Source organism: Lacimonas salitolerans, from assembly GCF_042677865.1.
In the GTDB taxonomy this organism is placed as follows: domain Bacteria; phylum Pseudomonadota; class Alphaproteobacteria; order Rhodobacterales; family Rhodobacteraceae; genus Lutimaribacter; species Lutimaribacter salitolerans.
The window spans coordinates 14,615-37,690 of the sequence record NZ_JBHUDD010000151.1 but is presented as its reverse complement, the minus strand read 5'-3'; the positions used below and the strand labels follow the sequence as shown (position 1 = coordinate 37,690).

General features: G+C 58.9%; 20 protein-coding genes. 18 read left to right on the top strand and 2 right to left on the bottom strand.

Annotation, left to right across the window (positions count from 1 at the left end; all coding sequences use genetic code 11):
* The first annotated feature begins 8 nt into the window (after window positions 1–8).
* From ACFTOW_RS16830 to ACFTOW_RS16820, 3 genes are all read left to right on the top strand, one after another.
* Window positions 9–731, top strand: coding sequence for an ImmA/IrrE family metallo-endopeptidase (locus ACFTOW_RS16830; RefSeq protein ID WP_379917842.1), 723 nt, complete (start codon window positions 9–11; stop codon window positions 729–731).
* A gap of 104 nt (window positions 732–835) precedes the next feature.
* Window positions 836–2,023, top strand: a complete 1,188-nt coding sequence (locus tag ACFTOW_RS16825) for a hypothetical protein (protein ID WP_379917840.1) — start codon at window positions 836–838, stop codon at window positions 2,021–2,023.
* The gene (locus ACFTOW_RS16820; RefSeq protein ID WP_379917838.1) at window positions 1,998–2,351 is read left to right on the top strand and encodes a hypothetical protein; all 354 of its coding nucleotides are present in this window, start codon (window positions 1,998–2,000) and stop codon (window positions 2,349–2,351) included. Before ACFTOW_RS16825 ends, ACFTOW_RS16820 begins: the two co-directional genes overlap by 26 nt.
* A 30-nt stretch (window positions 2,352–2,381) precedes the next feature.
* On the opposite strand, the gene ACFTOW_RS16815 is transcribed toward ACFTOW_RS16820, so the two are convergent.
* On the bottom strand, window positions 2,382–2,804 hold the full coding sequence (locus tag ACFTOW_RS16815) for a DUF5615 family PIN-like protein (protein ID WP_379917835.1): 423 nt from the start codon (window positions 2,802–2,804) through the stop codon (window positions 2,382–2,384).
* 16 nt (window positions 2,805–2,820) lie between these two features.
* A complete protein-coding gene (locus tag ACFTOW_RS16810) occupies window positions 2,821–3,486 on the bottom strand; it encodes a DUF433 domain-containing protein (RefSeq protein ID WP_379917834.1) in 666 nt (221 codons plus the stop codon).
* Window positions 3,487–3,657: 171 nt separating this feature from the next.
* On the opposite strand from ACFTOW_RS16810, the gene ACFTOW_RS16805 reads away from it, so the two are divergent.
* The 15 genes from ACFTOW_RS16805 to ACFTOW_RS16735 all read left to right on the top strand — a co-directional run bounded on the left by ACFTOW_RS16805 (window position 3,658) and on the right by ACFTOW_RS16735 (window position 23,041).
* The gene (locus ACFTOW_RS16805; RefSeq protein WP_379917832.1) at window positions 3,658–3,870 is read left to right on the top strand and encodes a helix-turn-helix transcriptional regulator; all 213 of its coding nucleotides are present in this window, start codon (window positions 3,658–3,660) and stop codon (window positions 3,868–3,870) included.
* Between the two features lie 29 nt (window positions 3,871–3,899).
* Entirely contained in the window at window positions 3,900–4,232 is a 333-nt protein-coding gene (locus ACFTOW_RS16800) for a hypothetical protein (protein ID WP_379917830.1), read from the top strand.
* 27 nt (window positions 4,233–4,259) lie between these two features.
* Window positions 4,260–4,748 (top strand): hypothetical protein, encoded by a 489-nt coding sequence (locus tag ACFTOW_RS16795; RefSeq protein WP_379917828.1) that lies wholly within the window; start codon window positions 4,260–4,262, stop codon window positions 4,746–4,748.
* Window positions 4,745–5,158, top strand: coding sequence for a hypothetical protein (locus ACFTOW_RS16790; RefSeq protein WP_379917826.1), 414 nt, complete (start codon window positions 4,745–4,747; stop codon window positions 5,156–5,158). The genes ACFTOW_RS16795 and ACFTOW_RS16790 overlap by 4 nt, the downstream gene beginning before the upstream one ends.
* A gap of 577 nt (window positions 5,159–5,735) precedes the next feature.
* Entirely contained in the window at window positions 5,736–6,005 is a 270-nt protein-coding gene (locus tag ACFTOW_RS16785; RefSeq protein WP_379917824.1) for a hypothetical protein, read from the top strand.
* Window positions 6,002–6,319 carry a type II toxin-antitoxin system RelE/ParE family toxin gene (locus ACFTOW_RS16780; protein ID WP_379917821.1) on the top strand — a complete coding sequence of 106 codons (318 nt, stop codon included), beginning with the start codon at window positions 6,002–6,004 and terminating at the stop codon, window positions 6,317–6,319. The genes ACFTOW_RS16785 and ACFTOW_RS16780 overlap by 4 nt, the downstream gene beginning before the upstream one ends.
* A 4-nt stretch (window positions 6,320–6,323) precedes the next feature.
* Window positions 6,324–7,550 (top strand): hypothetical protein, encoded by a 1,227-nt coding sequence (locus ACFTOW_RS16775; protein ID WP_379917819.1) that lies wholly within the window; start codon window positions 6,324–6,326, stop codon window positions 7,548–7,550.
* A gap of 110 nt (window positions 7,551–7,660) precedes the next feature.
* Entirely contained in the window at window positions 7,661–9,040 is a 1,380-nt protein-coding gene (locus ACFTOW_RS16770) for an exonuclease domain-containing protein (RefSeq protein ID WP_379917817.1), read from the top strand.
* An 87-nt stretch (window positions 9,041–9,127) separates the two neighbouring features.
* Window positions 9,128–10,006, top strand: coding sequence for a WYL domain-containing protein (locus tag ACFTOW_RS16765; RefSeq protein WP_379917815.1), 879 nt, complete (start codon window positions 9,128–9,130; stop codon window positions 10,004–10,006).
* A gap of 8 nt (window positions 10,007–10,014) precedes the next feature.
* On the top strand, window positions 10,015–15,186 hold the full coding sequence (locus ACFTOW_RS16760) for a DEAD/DEAH box helicase (RefSeq protein WP_379917813.1): 5,172 nt from the start codon (window positions 10,015–10,017) through the stop codon (window positions 15,184–15,186).
* 4 nt (window positions 15,187–15,190) lie between these two features.
* Entirely contained in the window at window positions 15,191–17,956 is a 2,766-nt protein-coding gene (locus ACFTOW_RS16755; protein WP_379917811.1) for a helicase-related protein, read from the top strand.
* A gap of 2 nt (window positions 17,957–17,958) precedes the next feature.
* Complete coding sequence (locus tag ACFTOW_RS16750) at window positions 17,959–21,267, top strand: Eco57I restriction-modification methylase domain-containing protein (RefSeq protein WP_379917809.1); 3,309 nt, start codon at window positions 17,959–17,961, stop codon at window positions 21,265–21,267.
* Window positions 21,268–21,594, top strand: a complete 327-nt coding sequence (locus ACFTOW_RS16745; protein WP_379917807.1) for a hypothetical protein — start codon at window positions 21,268–21,270, stop codon at window positions 21,592–21,594. It abuts the gene before it with no gap.
* A 156-nt stretch (window positions 21,595–21,750) separates the two neighbouring features.
* Window positions 21,751–21,984, top strand: coding sequence for a hypothetical protein (locus ACFTOW_RS16740; RefSeq protein WP_379917805.1), 234 nt, complete (start codon window positions 21,751–21,753; stop codon window positions 21,982–21,984).
* Between the two features lie 19 nt (window positions 21,985–22,003).
* Window positions 22,004–23,041 carry a CBS domain-containing protein gene (locus ACFTOW_RS16735; RefSeq protein WP_379917803.1) on the top strand — a complete coding sequence of 346 codons (1,038 nt, stop codon included), beginning with the start codon at window positions 22,004–22,006 and terminating at the stop codon, window positions 23,039–23,041.
* The last annotated feature ends 35 nt before the right edge of the window (window positions 23,042–23,076 follow it).

Below are 23,076 nucleotides of genomic sequence, written 5' to 3'. Positions count from 1 at the left end.
GGTGGCGTATGGTGAGGATGATCCGTGACAACACGGGCCGTTTTGCCGAGCGACCCTTCTACCAGGCGCGGGAGCTCGACGATGAATGTGAGCGTCTCATCCGCGACCTCCTGCTCAAGCGCCATGGTAAGGTCGATTATCCCGTGGCGACTGACGATCTGACCGTGTTGATCGAAATGCACGACGCAGACCTTGACCCGTTTGCCGACCTGTCTGCCTACGGTGCAGATGTTGAAGGGGTGACCGAGTTCTTCCACAACCGTGGGCCAAAGGTCTCTATCTCCGAACGGATCTCCGAAGACGATCGGCGTGAGAACCGCTTCCGAACCACACTCACACATGAATTTGGCCACGTGAAATTTCACGGGCCGCTCTGGGCGGAGAAGTTTGCCACGGGTGACTTGCTAGACCGCGGCCTGAACGCCAACAAGGCGATCTCCAAGCGCGACAACATTCTGAACGCACCGCAGTCCGACTGGATGGAATGGCAGGCCGGCTACATCAGTGGAGCCCTGCTGATGCCGGCCACGCGGCTCAGTCGGCTGGTTTCAGATTACTGCGCGCCGCGCGAGTTGCATGCAAACATCCATCTCACCTCAGAGCACGCGGCAAATCTTGTCCATGCAGTGATGGACCTGTTCGCGGTCTCTCGCGAGGCGGCCGAAGTCCGGTTGCTGAAGCTGGGCGTTCTGACAACGACCATTGGGCAGCCATCCCTTTTCGACCAATAAGTCGATCAGCGGAAATGCGTAGATTTTCGATTGACTTTGCAGCCCTATGATACGCAGATTAGCAGATCAGCTTGGAAACGGGAATCAGCGTAAGGAGATCACGCATGGCTGCTCTATCATCCTTTTTGCGTAAAACGCCGCCTGAGGCGCTGCGTGCATATTTCGACCGGCCGGAGATCGGCCTTCCCACCGAATTTGGCTGGCCTGCAGCGGATACCGATCTGTCGGGGCCGCTGCTCGGTGCCATCGAGGAGATGTCCCGGGTCCAGCGGGATCGCATTTCAAACGATGCAGAACGCGTCCATGGCCTATCCGACGAGCCGGGGCAGGCCGCGATCTATAGCGTGGCCGAAGATCCTGCTTTCCTCGACGGCCTCGCCAACTCGCACGCTCGGTCGCTCTGGATGTTCCTGAACACTAAGGACCGGTTTCGCCATGCCGAGGAAGTTCGCTTCACCGAGGATCGTCGGCGCGGTCGGATGTGGGCGGGCTATATGACTGACGCCGGTTGTGTCGTTCAGCGCGGCGCGGCCGCCCGTAACGCCTTCGTTTCCGCGATCAAGGAGTTCTCGGGTGCCGCCCATGCTCATGTCGACGTCTTCGATCGGGTGAGGACGACCCATGAGGGCGACGAATGCGACCTCGTGCAGGTAACGGTCTACCGCGAGGGGCGGCCCGATGATCTGCTGCGCTTTGACGACAGGGGCTCGCTTGTCCGGCAGCCCTATCGTCCTGTGTTCGAAGCTGCGGTGACCTACGAGCCTGCAACCGGCAGCATCGAGGTGATCGCCAACGACAAGGTGACACGGAGCGAGATCGTCAAGGCGACAGTCACGCACCTGCTTGGTATCGACTTCAAGGAAAACCGCCTCCCGTTGCGTTGTTACGATCTGTCTGTGCTGCTGGCTCCCCATAAATTTCCGGTCGACCCGGAAGACGGCATTGAGGGCGTCGAGGTGCGCGAGCTGCGGGTGATGCCGATCGACGACAGCGATTTCAGGGTCACGCTGGAGAAGCCTGCACGCGCCGACGAGACGATCTGGACGAAGGCGGAGCAGCGGTTCGGGGATCGCACGCCCCTGAGCGAGGGCTATGTGGTCACGCGGGCCAAGATCGCCGTGAAGCTCGCCCGCCGCCCGGGAGGCGACCGCCGGCGGACGCTGACCCTGACGATCACCTGGCCGCATGGCTGCGATCTGAAGGACCGTACCGCTGCTGAGCAAATGATCGGCGAGAAATATCTGCGGCGCTGGGGAATTCTGGTCGATGACCTGCAGCTCTTCGAGGATTGATCTCGCGGCCCGCCGGCTGCTTTCATCCATCGCCGGGACTCGCGACGGGCGGGTCTCGGCCATGGCCCTGGCGCATATGCGTGGCGCTGGTCGGACGCTGATCGTGCACGGCAGATGGCACGAATTCACGGGCGGCAAGCAGAAGATCGCGGCCGCCATGCTCGCAGAGGCTTGGCTCAGCGGCGATCCGGTGCTGCCTGTTGCGCGGATCATCGAGGAAGCCGAGTGCGGGGCTTCGGTGAAGCGCTTGAAGGACCTCTTCGGCGGTCATCCAACGTGGAAGGATGTCATACGGGAGAGCGGTTCAAACTGCTGGCTCGAAGTGTGAGCCGGCGATGGGCTTGAAATCGGTTCAGGTTCAAAGCTCTGGAAAGTCGTAGATGCGGAGAACGACCCTTCCAGGATTTGAAGGATCTGGATCAACTTCCAAAATCTGGTTCACGAGGTCACCAGGATTTCCGATGCGCGCCAAGGCCGCTTCAAAGTAAGCCCTCTGATCTGCCCGCCCGGATCCGGCGGGCAGGTTCAGGCAGATAAGACCTGCATGCAATGCCTGACCAACGTAGCATGGCGCTTGGCTTGCGCTACCGGATTTGGGCCTGAAATCGTCCGAATTTCGGGTGACGAGCGTCCAGTCATTATCGATGATCGCCGCCATCAGTTGGTGATCTTTCCAGCCGGTCATGCCCCGGCGGGTCACATGCGCGCTTTCTGGGTGACCGGCAGAGATGGCCATGTCAACCAAGGCGATGGACAGGCATTCGTCGATCAACAGCTTCAAAAGATCACGCCCCGGTTCACGCAGCGTCGGTCAAATCGGCAGCTTCCTCTGAGACGAGGCGGCGGAAATTGGACCCGCCCCGACGGCGCCCCGTTCGCGGATGCGCCTTTGCATAGAACACTGCTGCTTCGACGTCGTCACGGCTCAGGGCCGGGAAATCGTCCAGGGTGACATCCAAACCATCTGAAGAAAGTGCATCAGCGATTTCGTAAACGCTGATCCGTGTGCCGCGTACGACGGGAAGGCCGCCTCTGACCTCTGGGTCCACAACGATGCGATGCAGAGCGTCGCTCCACTTGTTCAAGCCTACCATTGCAGCGCTTACCGTTTCGCCCAAGTCGATGATGACACAACCGCTTTCCAACCGCAGAACCTTTGCATGTTCAGGTTCATCGCGGAGGCGGCGCCAATTCGCTTTGGCAAATTTTCCGATCATTCGCATGGCTTCTAAGCGCATACTCTTGCTCAGTTTGGCGCCGTCTGAGGCCCCGAAGCTCACCATGGGCACGGCGTAGGCCCGCAGTGCACGGCGCCCATCCACTTTCACCCAAACTGATCTTGGTAACACAGCGTCATCAATCAGACGGTTGATTTTGCGAGCTGAAACCCCGGTGGCAACGGCAGCCTCCTTGATCAGAATCGCGTTGTCTGCCGCGATCTCTGTGGCGGGTGAGGTGGGCATAGACATCTCCAAATAAACGCGTCCGAGCTTCGGATAAGTTTAATATGGGCCTTGTCTGACCGCGTTTCAACACATTCCTCCCCTCTCCCCTCCCTGGCTCCTCCCGTTTTCCTCCCACGCCATGGGCGATGGTCCTTCGCAGGCATTTGACCAAACGCGAAGGAGACGAAGATGTCAGTCACGCATCTCAACCAGGTCGAGCTGGCGGCTCGGCTGAAGATCAGCCCGCGCACGCTTGAGCGCTGGCGCTGGACCGGCGAAGGACCAGCATTCCTCAAGATCGGCGGGCGGGTGATCTACCGTCTCGAAGATGTCGAGGCTTACGAAAACGGCCGTCGTTGCGACAGCACCGTCCAAAGCGTGCAGCTGCGAGCGGCGCAATGAACATGGGCCGTCGCAAATCCACATCTGCCATGCGGCTCGCCCAAGACGCGATACCGGGCTCGGAGATGTCGGATGTCGCATTTTGTGCCTGGGTAAGCCAGGCCACCGAAGGCGAGGCGCTGGTCTATTACCGCGGCTTCCTCGCTGTCGATACGGAAACCGAACTAGGCGGTCTGTCCGTCAAGGAGCGTCGCGCGCTGCGCGCGCTTGGCGATGCGGCCTTTCGAGCAGCGCAGCAGAGCCTCGTTCACCTCGTTCAGATGCGCCTTGCGACCGATCGCTTCGCATATCTCGCGATCGCCCGCCCCAAACCCCGTGAACCGAAATCCCGATCCGTCGTCCGGCTGCTTACGGCTGCCTGACCTCTCTTTGCCGAACAGGAGACCCATATGACCTATCCTGACAACACGCCCAGCATCAACGACATGCTGAACCTGCCCGCAGGCGAGTTGGCGCAGCTGCCGGTGGAGTTGCTCGCCGCGCTGCAAGCCGAGCTGGACCATGCGGCCAAGCAGCTGAAGGCTGCCAGCGCCAAATTCAACAGCGCCCTCGATGTGCGTTACGCCGCCCGCGCCGCTGAAGCCCGGCGGGCATGCGGCAAGGATACCGGCACCGTCCGCCTCGTCGATAGCGATTACACCGTGGTCGCCGACCTGCCGAAACGCATCGACTGGGATCAGGAAAAGCTGGCGCATATCGCCCAGAACATTGCCGACAGTGGCGAGGACCCGGCCGAATTCATCGACACCAAGCTGACCGTCTCGGAGCGCAAGTACGGTGCGCTGCCCGAGGCCTGGCGCAGGGGTTTCGAGCCTGCGCGCACCGTGAAGGTCGGCGCGCTGAAGGTCACGCTTGAGTCGGCGGAGGCGCGGAAATGACTGCGCCCGCACCTATTCCTGCGGCAAGCGAGAACCTTCCGGGTCTCATCGATCGTGCCGCGACGATGCTGGCTAGCGCCAAGACCGCGGCGGAGGTTCTGGAAGCTCGCGAAGCAGCAGGCCTTGCCTATGATATCGCGAAACGGGCCGCGCGGCTCAAAAACGCCAAAGCTGCCCATGACGATCTTGTCGCTGCCGCCCATCGTGCGCAGGCCGATGCGCTAGAAATTGAGGCTGCCGCCAAGCGGCGCCTCGCCGATGAATATGATGCGGCGCAGACGCGGGGCGATGTTGCGAGCGCAAAGAGTAATCGTGGAAATCAGTGGACCGTTCCCGATGGGAACGGTGCAGCCACGGCAGCAGAATTAGGGCTGCGGAGAGGCGTTTTCAGTAACATTGCGACGATATGAACGCTCAGCAAGTTGCCCTAACTGTTTTGCTGCCGTGTCATCGGAAGTGCATTGGTAGGGTTCCTTTACTGAAACCTAACTCTGAACGTTTCTTCGACTACCTTCGCTCGAAATTTTGTCGCTGATGCAATGTCGCTACCATGGCCATCATTCTTCCCCCACGCGGAAGCATTGTGGAAGCAATAGGGGGCAAACTGCTCCCAGTTTCTGCGCAATCGCGCGCATGGTGCGAGCGGGGTAGGGGCCTTCAACTGGCGGAAATATCGAAGGAATACGCAGGCGAGCGCAATCGTTCATCGTCTGTTCGGCACGACTCATAACCTGAAGGTCACAGGTTCAAATCCTGTCCCCGCAACCAAATCTTGCAAATAATACAAACGCTTGGCCGGTGGTATCTTTATACCACAGGCCGTTTTGCGTTTTACATCAACGCCACATCAACACCACCACAGAAAAACAGCAGTCGCGTGCATTCGCCCGCACTGGCGTGCATTGCCCCGCATTCGCGGGCACGATACCAGGCTTGCCACGTGCCCTCGGGCTGTCTAGATTACCAAGTCATACTTGGAGTCTCATCATGACAGTCAAAACCACGCTCAGTTTCACAGATAGGCATCATCGTTTCCTGACTGACAAGGTCGGTGAAGGCGTCTTCGCCTCGCAGAGCGCGGCGGTTGCAGCGGCGCTGGAACAGATGATCCGGGATGAAGAAGAGCGTGCGATCGCCTTGGATGCGATGGCCGAAGAAATCCGCGCACGGATGCGAACCCCACACTCGGACTATGTTGAGCCCGAGCCTGCATTCGCAGCGGCTCGCGCCAGTATCGGCGTCGCGCGACAGGGATGACGTATCGCATCCGGTTTCACCCGGCTGTGGCAGATGACCTGGCGTCGATCGCAGAGCTGATCACGAACTATGCAGGGCCGGAGGCAGCCGAGCGGCGTCTCTCCGAGATCGAAGCTGTTGTTTCCAGTCTGGCAGGGACCCCTTTGAAAGGCAGCGTCCGCTCAGAAATCGCTCCGGGACTTCGCGCTATTCCGGCAGGACGCAAGGCAGTCATTGCATTTACTGTCAACGAGGCCGCACGCGAGGTACTGGTGCATGTCATCAGCTATGCGGGGTCGGACTGGATCGCGCGCAGTACAGTGCGGAGGCGGTAGCGAAATGGCAAAGACACCAGCACATAAATGGGCATTCAAGCCGGGCATGCGCGCGGGTGCCTATAGCTGGAAGTCGTCAGCAAAAGCCATCGAGCGGTTGAAATCTGCCAGCTCCGAGATCCGGGCGGTTGCGAAGGTCGATCCTGTAGCCGCCGCTGAAGGTGTCATCGCGCTGGCCCAGCGTATCTGGCCCGCCTTCGAGCATATCGACACCTCCTCGGGCGCGCTTGGCAATGCCGTGCGTCGGACACTGGAGGAGTTGCTGCCGGTCCTGATCGAGGCACCCGCCGATGAGAAAACCCGCGCGAAATGGCTCGAGCAGCTCCGCGAGGCGATCGAGGATGACGGCGTGGATTACCTTGCGCCGATCGCGCATTGCTTCGGGCAGATCGCGGCATATCCCGCCCTGATGAACCTGCACGCCGACAGAGACCTCGACATGATCGAGGCCGCCTGGTCAGATCATGAGCGTTTCATTCATGTCGCGACAGGCTCGCTGACACTATCCTGCCTGTTAGAGGCGGGACGTCATGACGAGTTGCTGGCGCTTCTTGCGTGCAAAAAGACGCACCTTTGGTTCGACGAGAAGTTCGGCGCCGAGGCGCTGCTGCGTCAGGGGCGTGAAGACGACGCGCTCGCCTATGCCGAAGCTCTGCTGCAGGGCGATCGTCGTCCGTGGGGCTATCAGGACATCGCGCAGTTCTGTGAGCGCATTCTGGTTGCACAGGGCCGCGAGGAAGAATCCTATCGCCGCTTTGGCCTGCCCTCGGTCTCGGGCAACACCTATCTCGCGATGTGGCGCGATCTGGTAAAGCGCTACCCGGACCTCGATGCGCGCCGGATCCTCGAGGATCTGATCGAGACGCAGGGCTCGAAGGGCAAGTGGTTTGCCGCCGCAAAGACCGCGAAGTATTTCGACATCGCGCTTGATTGCGCTGCACAGCCGAGTGCAGCGCCTGCGACGCTTATTCGCGCGGCGCGGGATTTTGCCAACAAGGAGCCGGCTTTTGCCGCGCAGGTCGGATTGCATGCGATTGGTCATCTGCTGGCGGGGCGCGGGTACGAACCTAACCCGTTTGATATTGACGAGGCAGTCACCCATGTCATGACCGCCGCTGCGCGGATCGGGCAGGGGGAGCGGGTACTACATGAACTCCACAGGCTGGCTGCCAATGCTGCCACCGACAGGATCATGTCAGCGCAGCTGAAATCCAGACTTGCAGATATCTAAAGGGGTAACGCTTGAATGGCGCCCTGTGGTGAAATGACAGCGGCGACGGCATCGCCCGCAATCTGTCATTGGAAGATGACGGATTCAGCGTCACGCGCTAAGCTGCGCTCATGACATTTGCCTTTTACGATCTCGAAACATCCGGCATCTCGCCCGCCTTCGATCAACCGCTGCAATTCGCCGCCATTCTGACGGATTCTGAATTCAGGGAGATCGAGCGGGTTAATCTGCGCTGCCGCATCGCGCCGCACATCATCCCGTCGCCATGGGCGCTGGCGGTCACCGGTGTCCGCCCAGCGCAGCTGCTGGATCCGGAACTGCCTTCGCTCTTCGAATTCACTCAGGAGATCCGCGCGTTGATTGAGCGCTGGTCGCCCGCGATCTGGACCGGGTTCAATAGCATTCGCTTTGACGAGGAAATGCTGCGCCAGGCGTTCTATCAGAACCTGCAGCCTGATGTGTTCGCGACGCAGTTCAATGGCAACACGCGCTTCGATATTCTGACAGCACTCTATGCCGTCTGGCACCGCCAGCCCGACCTGTTCGACTGGCCTGTCGACGAAACCGGTCGGGTGCGCTTCAAGCTGGACCGCATCGCACCCCTGAATGGCTTTGTCGCGCATAATGCGCATGACGCTCTGGGTGACGTCGAGGCGACAATCCACGTCGCCCGACAGATCGCCCAGCGCGCGCCGGCACTCTGGGCGGAGCTGCTGGCCAACCGTGACAAGGGTCATGTCCAGGCCAGCCTCGCTACCTTCCAACCCATGGCGTTGGTCCACCGGTTCGGGGGCGGCCTGCCGCGCGCAACAATCGGCTGCTTCTGCGGAACTTCGCCCAGCAACCCCAATCAGGCAGCCTTCTTGGATCTGGACGCCGCCGATCCGGCTGATCTGCTGGTGGCGGATGACGCAGCCCTCTTCTCCGCTGTAGATGCCACCCCGAAGGTCATCCGTTCTGTAACGGTCAACAAGTCGCCCGCCTTGCTATCTGTGCCGACGCCCAGCGCCGAGCAGTTGCGCCGCGCCGGAATGATCGCGAATGCGCCTGAGTTTCGCACGCGGGTGGGGCAGGCGCTGGCCGTGCGCTTCCCGGAGGATCCTGATGCACCCACCCCTCCGGTCGAGAAGCAAATCTATGGTGGCTTCTACAGCAATGCTGACAAGGCGCTGCTCGCGGAGTTCCAGCGGGTGGACTGGCCAAGGCGCCAGGAGATTGTCGCCAGCCTTGCAGATACGCGCTTGCGCCAGCTGGGACGCCGCTTGGTCGCGTTTCACGCGCCCGAGCTGCTCTCGGTTGAAGAGCGCGCGCAGTATCGAGCTTGGTTGGAAGAGCGCTGGTCGGCCGTAGACGCACCCGAGGCGCAATGGATGACCATAGAAAAGTCGCGGCGTGCGCTGACCGAGGTGCAGGCTTCCGAAGCCTGCGACACGGAGCTGGCGAATGAGATTGAGGCCTTCCTGCAGGCCTTTGATGTTGCACGGATATGATGTTCCGCACATGTTCTTGATGTGAATCAAATTATTGCGACCCACTAATTATTAGTTATACTGCAAAGGTGTCAGGAAAGGGATCGTGTGCCGCGCAAGAAGGTCAAGCAGCTGAACTGGGGCGCTGAGCGACGCAACGCGTTCATCGAGTTTCGGGTTTTCTGGCACGGCCGGATCAACCGCGCTGACCTGATCGATACCTTCGGCATTTCGCTCCAGCAGGCTTCCCTCGATCTCGCTGGCTACGCGGACAAGTGGAAGCGCAACCTCATCTATGACAAAAGCCAGCGTGCCTATGTCCGAGGCAAGGCTTTCAAGCCGCGTTTCATCACGCCCAGCGCCGAGGACTATCTTGCGCACTTGCGCGCTGTCGATCAGGGGTTGGTCTCGCAAGACCAGAGCTGGATCAGCGTTTTTCCGAGCTATGGTGCAACGCCAACGCCCACTCGGGGCGTCGCACCCGAGACCCTGCGCGATGTCCTGGCCGCAATTCACGCGCTTGCAGCGCTTGAGATAACCTACCAGTCCATGTCAAGACCCGAGCCCAGCGCGCGCTGGATTGAGCCGCATGCCCTGGCCTTCGACGGATTTCGCTGGCACGCTCGGGCGTTCTGCCAGAATGACCATGTATTCAAGGATTTCCTGCTGTCGCGCATCGTCGCGATTGGTGCTCATGGACCAGCCACTGCTGATCTGCGCACCGATGCAGACTGGCACAATGAAGCGGTCCTCGAGATCGGCCCACATCCTGAGCTCTCGCCAACCCAGCGCCGAGCGATCGAGATGGATTATGGGATGGAAGAGGGCAAGGCGCAGATCCCAGTGCGCCGGGCGCTTCTGTTCTATGCGCTCAAGCGGTTGGGTTTGGACACCGATCCGTCAGTGCGAAGGCCACAGGATCAGCAGATTGTGCTCATAAACCGAGAAGCGATACTCGGACGACCGCAGGCGGCTGAGGAGCAATAGGATTTTTCATGAAAGCCTTTGAATTCGATCATAATCTCATCGAATCTTATGCCCGCTTTTCGCGGTCTTTCAGTACCATCCGTGCTGCTGATATAGCGTTCGAGATCAATCGTCAGTATGATGATGGGCATTTCTGGCCTGATGCTCTTCTTTCGCTAAACCCCAGATTTCGTTCAGGCCCGACGGTTGACGACCTTGTGGCATCCGGCGATCTGGACGCGGCAACTGGCAAGATATTTCGTATCGACGACACGCCCATCAAGTTTCACCGGCACCAGGCTCAGTCCATCGCCAAGGCACGCGCGGGTCAAAGCTTTGTTGTGACGACGGGAACGGGTTCGGGGAAGTCCTTGTGTTTCTTCGTTCCAATAGTTGATGCCATCGTCCGTAAGCGCAAGGCTGGGCGCACACGCAAGACCCGGGCGATCATTGTTTACCCAATGAACGCTCTGGCAAACAGCCAGATAAAGGAAATTGAGAAGTTCATTTCCCAATCCGGACTGCCAGAAGAACTGAAGCCGGTGGTGCGGCGCTACACGGGACAGGAGAGCCAGGAGGAGCGTCAGCGAATTGCTGATAATCCACCTGATATCCTTCTAACCAACTTTATGATGGCCGAGCTGCTTCTGACGCGGCAGGACGCCCTCGATACAAAGGTGATCGATAATGCCAGCGGGCTCGAGTTTATCGTGCTCGACGAATTGCACACATATCGTGGCCGTCAGGGCGCTGATGTGGCGATTCTTGTAAGACGCCTTCGGAACCGATGCGCACCAGTCGAAGAACCGATCTGCATAGGGACATCTGCCACGATGGCCAGTGAGGGATCAGATGCCGGTCGCGCGAAAGCCGTGGCCGATGTCGCGTCTCGCTTGTTCGGGGCGTCAATTGGTCCAGATGCGGTTATTGATGAGTCCCTGCAGCGCGCAACGGATGACCGACTTAAGCTGGAGGATGTCCGCCCGCAGCTCGCGTCTGAACTGAACAACAACCTTCCTGAGGTATTGACGGATGAGGCTCTACGTCGCCATCCACTCGCTGTATGGGCTGAGCTTGCAATCGGCCTTGATGATGGTCAGGAACTCAAGCGCAAGAAGCCGGTCCCTTTTGATGATGCCGTGGAACAGCTGTCGCTGGATAGCGGACTCGATAAGGAAACGTGCCGACGTGGTTTCGAAAATTTCCTGACCAGTGTGAGCCTGCCTGAGTCAGAACGCGGTGGCGCCGGCGCCGGCGCATTCCTCGCGTTCAAGTTGCATCGCTTTATTTCTGGTGCTGGAGAGATTTTCACCACGCTGACCAATCGCCCGAGACGGGTTTTGTTCGAAGGCCAGTTGGAAGACCCTGATGCGCCCGGCCATCGTCTTTATCCTACACGGTTCTGTAGGGAATGCGGCCATGAATTGCATCTTGTCACCAAGACTGAAGATGCCGATGGACTTCGTTTCCTACCCAGAAACATCGACGACACGCCTATCGCAGACCCGGATGGTGATATTGCGGGCTACCTGACGCCTATCGGTGAGGATGATCCACACTACGCGTTCAACGGCGATCCTGAAAGCTACCCTGAAGACTGGCGGGAAGAGCGAAACGGCATCGAACGCCTCCGCGCGAATAGGAAAAGTCGACTGCCTGAGCTGATGACTGTCCGGCCTGATGGTCGTTATAGTCCAGATGGCGTCAGTTTCTGGTTCATTCCCGGCAAGTTCGGTTTCTGTCCATGCTGTCTCGATCAACCTCATCCGAGCATGCGCGAGCGCAGCAAGCTCGCAGGCCTTTCGGGCGAAGGCCGAAGCTCAGCAACCACGCATCTTGTATCAACGGCCCTTGAGTGGATGAACGGAGACAGCAGCGGCTTACCAGCCGAGAAGCGCAAGCTGCTTGGGTTCACCGACAACCGCCAGGACGCAGCCCTTCAGGCGGGGCACTTCAACGACTATCTGTTCGTGAGCTTACTGCGCGGCGCAATCTTGCGCGCTGTTTTGGACGCAGGCCCGGACGGGATGGCCGAGGATGAGTTTGGTCTGCGAGTGGTGAAAGCGCTCGGCTTTACTGCATCCAACAAGGATTCGCGCATCCACTGGATGCTGGACCCTGAAGCTGGTGTGGTTGTACGCGAGGATGCCCAACGCTCACTCGCCAAAGTTCTTGCACATCGGGTCTGGACTGACTTGAGAAGGGGGTGGCGCTATACCAACCCCAGCTTATCCGTGCTCAAGCTGATTGATGTCGAGTTCATTGGGCTTGATGACATCGTGGAAGATAGGGAAGCGCTGATGGCAGTGCATCCAGAACTCGGGGAGCTGGATACCGAAGCCTGCAGGAATCTGCTCAAGGAAATCCTTGGGGCGATGCTGGAAGGTCTGGCCGTCAGTACCGAGGCGCTTGATCTGACTGTTCTGGACACCGTCGCACAAAAGTCACGGAACCTGTTGAGAACGCCTTGGGCTATCGACCAAAAAGAAACGCCCCGAAGCAGGTCGACCCTGTTCTTACAGGCTCCTGGGAAAGACCGTGTAGGGCTAAGGGAAGAGCAAACGATTATTCGTGCAGGGCACAACTCGCGGATCGGCCGCAAAATCAATCGCAAGAGCGTGATTGGAACGAAGCTCAACAAAGCTGACTACCTTATAGTTATGACTGGCCTGCTCGAGTTAATGGGGCGAGAGGGGCTGGTTTCGCTTGTGGAGATCGAGGCTGATTTGCTTGGCTGGCGGCTGTCGCCGTCAGCTGTCCGTCTGGTCCCAGGAGAGGCAGCGCGCGCGAAAGAAGCGCAAGGGAACAGGTATTTTCACGACCTGTACAACGCAATAGCAACCGATCTGAAAAGGGGCCGCAGCTCCTATTGGGGGCTGGAGGGCCGAGAGCATACCGCTCAGGTTTCACAGAAGCAGCGAGAATGGCGAGAGTGGCGCTTCCGCTTTGAGGATGACGACCGTGAAAAGATTAAGGAGCATGCGGCAGACATCAGGGCCTCAGGCGAGTCTGACCAGTTCTTACCTGCGCTCTTCTGTTCACCGACAATGGAGCTGGGAGTCGATATTTCCGCTTTGAACGCCGTCTACCTGCGCAATGTACCACCGACCCCGGCCAACTACGCGCAGCGGGCAGGACGGGCAGGGCGGTCTGGACAGGCGGCGGTCATCGTCACTTATTGTGCGGCACAATCGCCTCACGATCAGTATTTTTTTGAACGGCGCAACGACATGGTGGCCGGGGTTGTTCGGCCACCTGCGCTCGATATCACCAATGAAGAACTCGTTCGTTCTCACTTGCATGCCGTCTGGCTAGCAGAGGCTAAGCTGGCGCTATCACCTGACATTCCTGAAATTCTTGACCTCACACAGGCGAAATATCCGCTGAAGCAAGATGTGGTCGATGTCATTAGCCGACCGAGCCTCGTGACGGCTGCGCGCGCACCGATGAAGCGTGTTCTGGATCAAATTCTCGCATCAATGGAAGGTAAGAAACCCGTCTGGATGGGTGATGAGGATGATTTCATCCTGGAGGTTGCAATGCGCGCACCGCAGGAATTTGACCGCGCTTTTGATCGCTGGCGCGAACTCTACAATTCAGCCCGAACCCAATTGATGGAAGCAAACAGCCGTTCCGAGATCACCGGCCTTTCCGGCGCTGACCGGCGCAAAATCAAGGCTGCTCAGATGCAGGCAAGTGATCAGATCGCCATTCTTGAACAGGGGAAGGCAACCAACGGATCGGACTTCTATTCATATCGCTACCTAGCGACAGAAGGCTTTCTGCCGGGGTACAACTTCCCGCGGCTACCGCTCTACGCCTTCGTTCCTGGCGAGGGCAAAGCTGGTTCCTTCCTGCAGCGCGCGCGGTTCCTCGCGATTTCCGAGTTTGGGCCGCGCAGCCTGATCTACCATGAAGGCCGCGCTTATCGGGTGATGAAGGCAAAGCTGCCGCCCGAGGTGCGCACCGGGGACGGCTCTGAATTGGCCACAAAGGACATCTACATCTGTTCCAACTGCGGCGCCTGTCACGAGGGTGAGGTGGAACGCTGCCATGCATGCAACTCGCCGATGGCCGGTGAGGTCCCGGTCAAGAAGACCCTCCGGATCGACAATGTCGAAGCAGCTCCCGCCGACCGGATCACGGCGAACGACGAGGAGCGCGTCCGCCAGGGCTTTGATATCCAGACTGTTTTTTCCTGGCCCAAGAAGGATGGTCGGCTTCAGGTGACGGAGGCTGATTTTCGTTGCGGCGAGACTTCGCTCATCGCTCTCCAATATGCCAACAGTGCCGAAATCAGCCGGATCAACAAGGGTCTGAAACGGCGAAAGAATCAGACTGTCTTTGGCTTCAACATCGACCCTCGTAGCGGTTATTGGGCAAAATCGGAGGATGAGGATCCCGATGTCGATGTGCCGCCGGACGTCGCAAGACCAGTCCGTATCGTGCCTATTGTTCGAGACCGTAAAAATGCTCTGCTCCTGCGTTTCCTCGAACCAGACGCGTATGCTCCCGAAACCATAGCAACTGTGCAGCATGCCCTGTTGCGGGGTATCGCGGTTACTTACCAACTCGAAGAGGGCGAGATACTTGGGGAGCCATTACCCGCCCGAGACAATCGGCGTTCTATCCTCGCCTATGAAGCGACAGAGGGCGGTGCCGGGGTTTTGAACCGGTTGGTCGAAGACGCACAAGCCTTGGGCAAAGTGGCGCGAGAAGCTCTGTCCATCATGCACTTCGATAATGTCGACAAAGCCATCGCCGAGGGTGACGCGAAGCTGCTGGTGGATCGCGATGGTGATGCTTGCGTTCGTGGCTGCTACCGTTGCTTGCTCTCCTACTTCAACCAGCCGGATCATGAGCTGATTGACCGTGCGAGCATCGAAGCAAAGCAAATGCTGATCGATCTGGCTCGTGGTGAGGTGGTGCTGAGCACGGGTTCGAGGCGCACGACGGATGCCGCAGGATGGGAGCCAGCCTTGAAGGACGCCGGAATCCCGACTCCGGATGGCGCGCCCGTCAGCTTTGCGGGTCAGGAGATGAGTTTTGCATGGCGTAACCATTGTGTCGCTGCCTGCACGGAAACACTGTCCGAAGCAGCACGCGAGATCGCTGAGATCAAAGGCTGGACGCTTTTCGAATTACCCGAGACTTGCGCAACCGGGGTGCCCGATGCGCTGATTTCGATGTTCAAGGATTGATCTTATGACTGTGAATTTTGCTCCCGGAGATCTGGTGCGCGCGCGTGGGCGCGAATGGGTGGCATTGCCTTCCCCAAATGACGGTATTCTTGCATTACGCCCTCTATCCGGCAGTGAGAATGACACAGTCATCCTTGATCCTTCCCTTGAAATGCTGCCAGTCGAAGCCGCCCGTTTTGATTTGCCAATCGACGCTGTGCCCACTGTCCAGTCGAAAGCTGCACTCTTGGCAGACGCGATGCGGCTTACTCTTCGGCGGGGAGCGGGGCCTTTCCGGTCGGCCGCGCAGCTCGCCTTCGAGCCCAGAACCTATCAGCTGGTCCCTCTGCTGATGGCGCTCCGTCTGCAGGTGCCTCGCCTTCTGATCGCCGACGATGTTGGAATCGGGAAAACGATCGAAGCAGGCTTGATCCTTCGCGAGCTAATGGACCGGGGAGAAGTCGATGGCTTCTCAGTGCTTTGCCCGCCCCACCTCGTCGAGCAATGGGTCGGGGAATTGAAGCAGCGGTTCGGGATCGAGGCGGTTGCCGTGACATCAGGTAGTGCCGCGAGACTGGAACGTGGTCTCCCGCTGGCCCAGACGCTGTTCGATGCCTACCCCTACACGGTGGTCAGCCTCGACTACATCAAGGCCGAAAAGCGTCGTGAAGGCTTCGCGCGGGCATGCCCTGATTTCGTGATCGTGGACGAGGCCCATGCCTGTGTGGGGACCCATAAGGGCAAGCAGCAGCGCTTTGAACTGCTCGCTGGCCTTGCCCGCGATCCAGAGCGCAGGATGATCTTTCTGACGGCAACACCCCACTCGGGTGATGAAGACGCGTTCGGCCGCCTTCTTTCACTGATCGAGCCGTCCTTTGGCGCGATGAACTTTGAGGACGCCCGCTATCGGGAACGTCTAGCACGACATTTCGTGCAGCGCCAACGGATCGATCTCGTCTCGGGAGAGTGGGGTGAGAACCGCGCTTTTCCCAAGCATGAAACTAAAGAGTCCCCGTACCGGTTGTCGCAGGCGCATCTCGATTTCCAGGAAGCGGTGCTGGATTATTGCTTTGGCGTTGTCTCGCGCGCAGGCTCTGGGCCTCGGGAACGGCGTTTGGCCTTCTGGGGCACACTCGCCCTGATGCGCTGTGTCGGTTCGTCGCCAGCGGCTGCCCTTAGCGCTCTCCGCAACCGCATGTCTAATGAGAGCGACCGACTTGAGCCGCAGATCTACGACGAAGACTCCGATGATGAAGATGCTGTCGATATCGAACCAAGCACCGGCTTTGACACCGATCCGGCTCTCTTGGCTCTTGTCAGCCAAGCAGAAGAACTGATCCACACGGCCGACCCGAAACTTACGGCCATTATCGATGCGCTCACGCCGCTGATCAAGAAGGGCGTGAACCCCGTCGTGTTCTGCCGCTATCTAGCAACAGCTGAGCATGTCCGAAATGGCCTGCGGAAGGCGTTTCCCAAATTGGCTGTGGAAGCGGTAACAGGTGTTCTGACCCCCGATGAGCGCCGTGACCGCGTGGCTGAAATGGCATCGGCCGACGACCAGAAGGAAGTTCAGCGTATTCTGGTAGCTACCGACTGCCTGTCCGAAGGGATCAACCTTCAGCAGCTGTTTGACACGGTCGTTCATTACGACCTGTCCTGGAACCCTACCCGGCATCAGCAGCGCGAAGGTCGGGTTAACCGCTTTGGACAGCCGGCAGAGCTTGTCCGCTCGATCATGATGTTTTCACCAGATAGCGCCATCGACGGGGCTGTTCTCGAGGTTATCCTTCGCAAGGCGGAGCAAATCCGCGAGGCAACAGGCGTGACTGTGCCGCTCCCTGACAATCGAGGGCCGGTTACAGATGCATTGATGGCTTCGATGATGTTGCGCAGGGGTGGAACCCGACAGCTGGCGCTCGACCTTCGCCTTGATGATGGCACGAAAGCTATGGAAACGCGCTGGCGCGATGCATCAGAGAGCGAGAAGAGATCCCGTGCGCGCTTCGCTCAGAATGCGATGAAGCCGCAGGAAGTGGCGCCGGAATGGGAAAAAGTCCGCACACTGCTGGGATCTCCAGAAGATGCCAAGGTATTCATCGAACGGGCAATGTCGCGCTTTGGTGTGCCACTTGAACCTCGGAAGACCCTCTTGGTTGCCCATGTCCATGCGCTGGAAGCGGGCCTGAAAGAACGGCTGACCCAACGGGGCCTGTCAGGCTCGGTCCGCCTCGCCATGGTCGAGCCCGCTCCGTCAGGGACTGCGCTGCTAACAAGAACACATCCTCTGACCGCCACCCTCGCCGAGGCGCTGGTGGAAGCATCCCTTGACCCAGAGGCATTGTCCGGTCTCGGAATCGGCCGGGTTGGTGCCTGGCCAACCTCAGCCATACAGCAGATGACCCGACTGGCTCTCCTTCGAATCCGGTTCAAGCTGACCGTCCATGCGCGAAAAGAGCGCCTCCTCCTCGCCGAGGAAGCTGCCCTCGTGGCATTGCAAGGCGGCAAGATTGTCGCAAGCGGCGAAGCAGCCCGCGCGCTTTTGAACACGCCCGCAACCTCTGACCTCGCTTCGTCAGCTCGTGACCGCTTCATCGGCAAAGCAAAAGAGGATCTTCCCAGCTTGCTCGACGGCCCACTGGCTGACTTTGTCAAAACCCGTGCCGAAGAGCTCATGCTAGATCATGCCCGCCTTCGCGCCGCCGCAGGATCGGCCTCTCGCGTCACGGTGGAAGCTGTTCTGCCGCCAGATGTGATTGGTCTGTTCGTTCTGATACCGAGCGAGGTCTGATAATGGCGCGCAAACCCATCGTCGACATGTCCGCCTGGCCTTCACTCAGCCTCGAAGGCAATCTGATCGCACCTGCCATGGTCGCCAGCGTAGACCGCCGCGCGGCGTCCGAGCAGACCGAGGCCGACTATCACATCCGTAAAGGTCTGACGATCCGCGAGGAAATCTCGACCGCCTTCCGTGTCGGCCAGTCGCATTTCGACACCTTTTCCCGGATCGCAAACCCCTCGGCCGATGCGACGCGTCGGTTCATCAAGGCCTTCTTTCAGGAAACCTTCGGCTTTGACGACCTCGTCCCAGCCGATGGCGCTCTGTCCTTCATCGCGGGCGGCAGGGTGCCGATCGTGGTCGTGCCCCCATCAGACGAAAAGCTCGACCGGCGCAGCGCGACCCTTTCGACCGACCGCACACGCTCTCCCGCCTTCGCGCTTCAGGACCACCTGAACGAGCATGACGACACCCTCTGGGGCCTTGTCACCAACGGCACCCTGATCCGCGTGATGCGCGACAACGCCTCGCTGACCCGCCCGGCGTATATCGAGGCCGACCTCTCCCAGATCTTCACCAACGAAGACGCCGCTTCCTTCGCCGTCCTCTGGCTCCTGATCCACCGCACCCGCTTTGGCGTTGCTGGCGCTCCGGCCACCGATTGCGCGCTGGAACGCTGGCGCGACGCCGGATCGAAGGAAGGCGAGGCCGCGCGAGAAGAACTGGCCAATCAGGTCAAGAAAGCGCTCAAGGTTCTTGGCTCAGGCTTCCTCGAGGCCAACCCCGACCTGCGCGACAAGCTGAAATCTGGCGACGTCAATCTGACCGAATGGTTCAACGAACTCCTGCGCCTCGTTTACCGCCTGATCTTCCTGATGGTGGCCGAAGATCGCAACCTTCTGCACCCAGAAAAAGCCAAGCCCGACGCCCGCAAGCTCTATGCCGAAGGCTACAGCCTCGCTGCCCTGCGCGCCCAATGCTACCGCGCCGCCTCGTGGGACAAGCATCACGACCGCTACGAAGGCATCAAGATCGTCTTCCACGCGCTGGCCAACGGGCAAGAGGCGCTGGCGCTCCCCGCCCTTGGCGGCCTCTTCTCCGGCGACGCGCTGCCCCACCTCGAAACCGCCCGCCTGCGCAACCGCGCCTTCATGGAGGCGCTCTACCGGCTCTCGTGGCTTGACCAGAAAACCGGCATGGTTCCCGTCAACTGGCGCGCGATGGAAACCGAGGAACTGGGCTCCGTCTACGAATCCCTCCTCGAACTGCAGCCACAGCTGGGTGATGACGGCAAGACCCTGCTCTTCGCCTCCGAGGCCGCCGAGCAAAAGGGCAACCAGCGCAAGACCACCGGCTCCTACTACACGCCCGACAGCCTCGTTCAGGCGCTGCTCGACACCGCGCTCGACCCGGTGCTAGACAAGACCGAGGCCGAGGCGGACGATCCCGCCAAGGCGCTACTGAGACTGTCGGTCATCGACCCCGCCTGCGGCTCTGGCCACTTCCTGCTAGCCGCCGCCCGCCGCATTGCCACGCGGCTCGCGCGCATCCGCGCCGATGGCACGCCCTCGCTGGCCGATTTCCGCCATGCCCTGCGCGATGTCGCGCGGTCCTGCCTTCACGGGGTGGACCGCAACCCGATGGCGGTGGAACTGACCAAGGTCGCGCTGTGGATCGAGACGGTGGACCCCGGCCTTCCCCTCGGCTTTTTCGACGCGCAGATCCGCTGCGGGGATGCGCTGCTGGGTGTGTTCGACCTGAAAGTGCTGGAGGATGGCATCCCCGATGCCGCCTACAAGCCCCTGACCGGCGACGACAAGGACACGGCCAAATACTACCTGAAGGCCAATCGCGACGCCAAGGGCGGTCAGGGCGGGTTCGATTTCGGCACCGGGCAAGTTGCCATGCCCGAGATGAAACCGCTGGCGCTGGATTTCTCGGGCTTCCGCGATCTGCCCGAGGATACGGTGGAACAGATCGGGGCCAAGGCCGCGCGGTTCAAGGAACTGCGCAAGGGGCAGGCTTTTGTGCGGGCGACGGCGGCTGCGAACCTTTATGTGGCGGCCTTCCTGCTGCCCAAGGTGGGCGGCGCACCGGCGGGGGCCTCAGCCCGCACCGTGCCGACGACCGAAGAGCTGTGGATGGCCCTCAATCAGGGAAAGATCCGGAATGCGATGATGGACGCGCCCAAGGCCGCCCGCCGCGCCCGCGCCTTCCACTGGCCGTTGGAATTCCCCGATGTGATGCAGCGCGGCGGGTTCGACGTGGTGCTAGGCAACCCGCCATACGGAGCAGAGGTCGAAAGTCGCGCGAAGGAGTGTATCAAATGCACTCATCATCAAACAGCGGGCGCGTCCAACACTTGCGCTGACTTCATCAGCCTTGCTGTCTGCATGATGTCCGAAAAAGGAATGTTCGGTCTCGTAGTCCCTAAGTCGGTAACCTACTCAAATGCTTGGAGGGGCGTAAGGGCAATAGCGCTACCACGTCTGGTTTCGACGGTAGATATCGGGCAGGCATGGGCAAATGTCGCTCTCGAAATGGTGCTGCTGTTCTGCTCGAAAGGACGTCAGGACACAGCTGAGCTTCGCCTTTTTCGCGGGCTGGACTCACCAGTGATGGCAGTGCCACGCGCTTTGGCAGACGGTCTTGGCATCATCCCCACTGGCTTGAGCGTGCAAGATCAATCAGCGCTTGCCAAAATCCGAGAGTTCTTAAAACCAAATCGGGTTGCCGAATTTTCAACGTCTCGTGGAAAGGGTCTTCAGAAACTCGCCAGCCAAGAAGGCGATGTCGAGTTGTTGGCAGGGCGAAACATCGCTCCTATGCAGATCAGAGAGCCTTGGCGCTATATAAGTTCCGGAAAGGTCGAGGATAGATTTATTCTTCCCCCAGGGGCAGTTGTTTTTCAGAATATCGTCGCTCATCTACTGAACCCAACCGACCATATACGGCTAATTGGAGCCGTAACAGATAGGCCAACTGTGCCGCTGGATACTGTAAACATAATTTATCACCCCAGAAATTACAGCAATCGATCTGTTGCAGCTTTCCTAATGTCAGATTTCATCTGCTGGTTTGTATACGTCGGCGGATTCAACCGAGCCGTTAGAACCATGCACTTTGATAATTTTATTCTGGAAAAGCTTCCATCAGTTCCCTCTGATCTAATGCGAAGACTGGATAACGCTCTTCAGGATCGATCAAGTCAGCTCGACGCAGTTGAATGGAAGAAAATAAACGACCTCGTAAATCAGTCCTACGGATTAGATGACGAGATTTCATCCTACCTGAATCAAATGCACAGCCAGAAAGGTACGTAAATGGATAAATTAATAAATGGAATGCAAAATCTCTTGATCGAATGCGAAATGCCAGACAGTCGAAAGCAAAGGTTCCGCACACGCTACCAAGCTGCAGCCGGGCACGCGCCGAATGAGGCATTCATGCAAACCCAGAACAATAAATGGGGCGTCGAGTATCGCATGTACTTTGATGCGCCAGCCGATATTGTCGATGGGTTTAGGGATGCTGGGTTCAATGTCGAGGCCAGAGCAACTGGCTATGGTTCAGAGCGTGCTTATCGGATCAACGACGAAGAGCTATTCTGGGAATTGATTGCACGAGGTCGGCACCTCGGCTTGAACTAATCCAAGCGTAGGAGAGAAGTAGTGGGAGCGGGGGGCGTGAAGCACGCAGAAGCTGAAAAAACACCGAGTAACCGTTCGCACGGTTCTTTTTTGGGACGAGCGCCTATCAACCGGTCCTCCCCGCCCTTCGCCTGGGAACGGGACCGCCGTGCCCCCATGCGCGCCGATCTCGACGCCTTGTACGCCCACGCCTACGGCTTGACCCGCGACGAGCTGCGCTACGTCCTTCATCCCGCCGACGTGAAGGGCCCCGACTACCCCTCGGAAACCTTCCGCGTCCTCAAGGAGAAGGAAATCCGCCACCACGGCGAATACCGCACCCGCCGCCTCGTCCTCGCCGCCTGGGACCGGATGGAAGCGAACGGCGAATTCGCGGCGATGGGAATGTGATGATTAACGGAGTACCAATATGAGCAAAGAGTTCGAAGAGGTGAAAAACGACGTTGGCGAGGGAAAGGAACCCACGACCACAGTGCGAGAGCTGCTTCGCTGGTTCGGTGCCAGAAGGCGTCGCACTGGTATCGTCAAGAAAATTCGGTCTGAGTTGGACGGTGCAGGAATAGTAACCATTCCAGACTTCACAAAGGTTTGGATCGACGCCGAGATTTCGTTCAAGAAAGCGCCCGAACCCGTCGCCGTCGTCGTACCAGTTCAAGATGATGAAGGTGAGGTCGGTTCAGCCTATGCTGCAAAAGATGCGAATTTCCTGATCAGCATGCTCAAGGCAGCAAACTGTGGCGTGATCTCGGTCAGACCCCAGGATACCGTTGAAAAAGCAATCACCTTGATGCTGGCGCACGATTTTTCGCAGTTGGCGGTCATGTCGAATGATCGGACGATCAACGGTGCGATCAGCTGGAAGACAATCGGGAAGCGCCTAAGCCATGAGAACAACCTTGTTGAAGTGAAAGATGCAATGGAGGCTGCCGTTTCTCTGGAAGACACGGAGGGTCTTTTTAAGGCAACCAAACTCATCATCGATCATGAGTTCGTTTTTGTCCGTTCGTCGGCAGACAAGAAGGTTACGGGAATAGTGACAGCCACAGATTTAAGCGAGCAGTTTCAATTCCTTTCGGAGCCGTTCCTTTTGATAGGGCAAATAGAAAACCAGCTTCGGAATCTCATGAACGGTAAATATAATGTTGAGGTTTTGCGGAGTGTTTGCAGTGACACCGATCCAGAGCGGAAAGAACGGATCCAATCAGTAGCTGATCTTACGTTTGGGGAGTATCTGCGGATTATTCAGAACCCCGAAAATTGGGAGAACTTGGGCCTCCGCGTAGACCGCGTCGTCTTTTGCGCTGAAATGGACAAGGTCAGGGAAATTCGAAATGACGTGATGCATTTCGATCCGGATGGGATCGATGAGGAGCAATACGATCAACTGAGGCGCTTCTCGAGACTTATGGACGAGCTTGAGGCTCTGTCACAGTCAGTAGCGGGGTAGAGCATTGTGGAGTTACATTGAGTATCCCCGGTGCT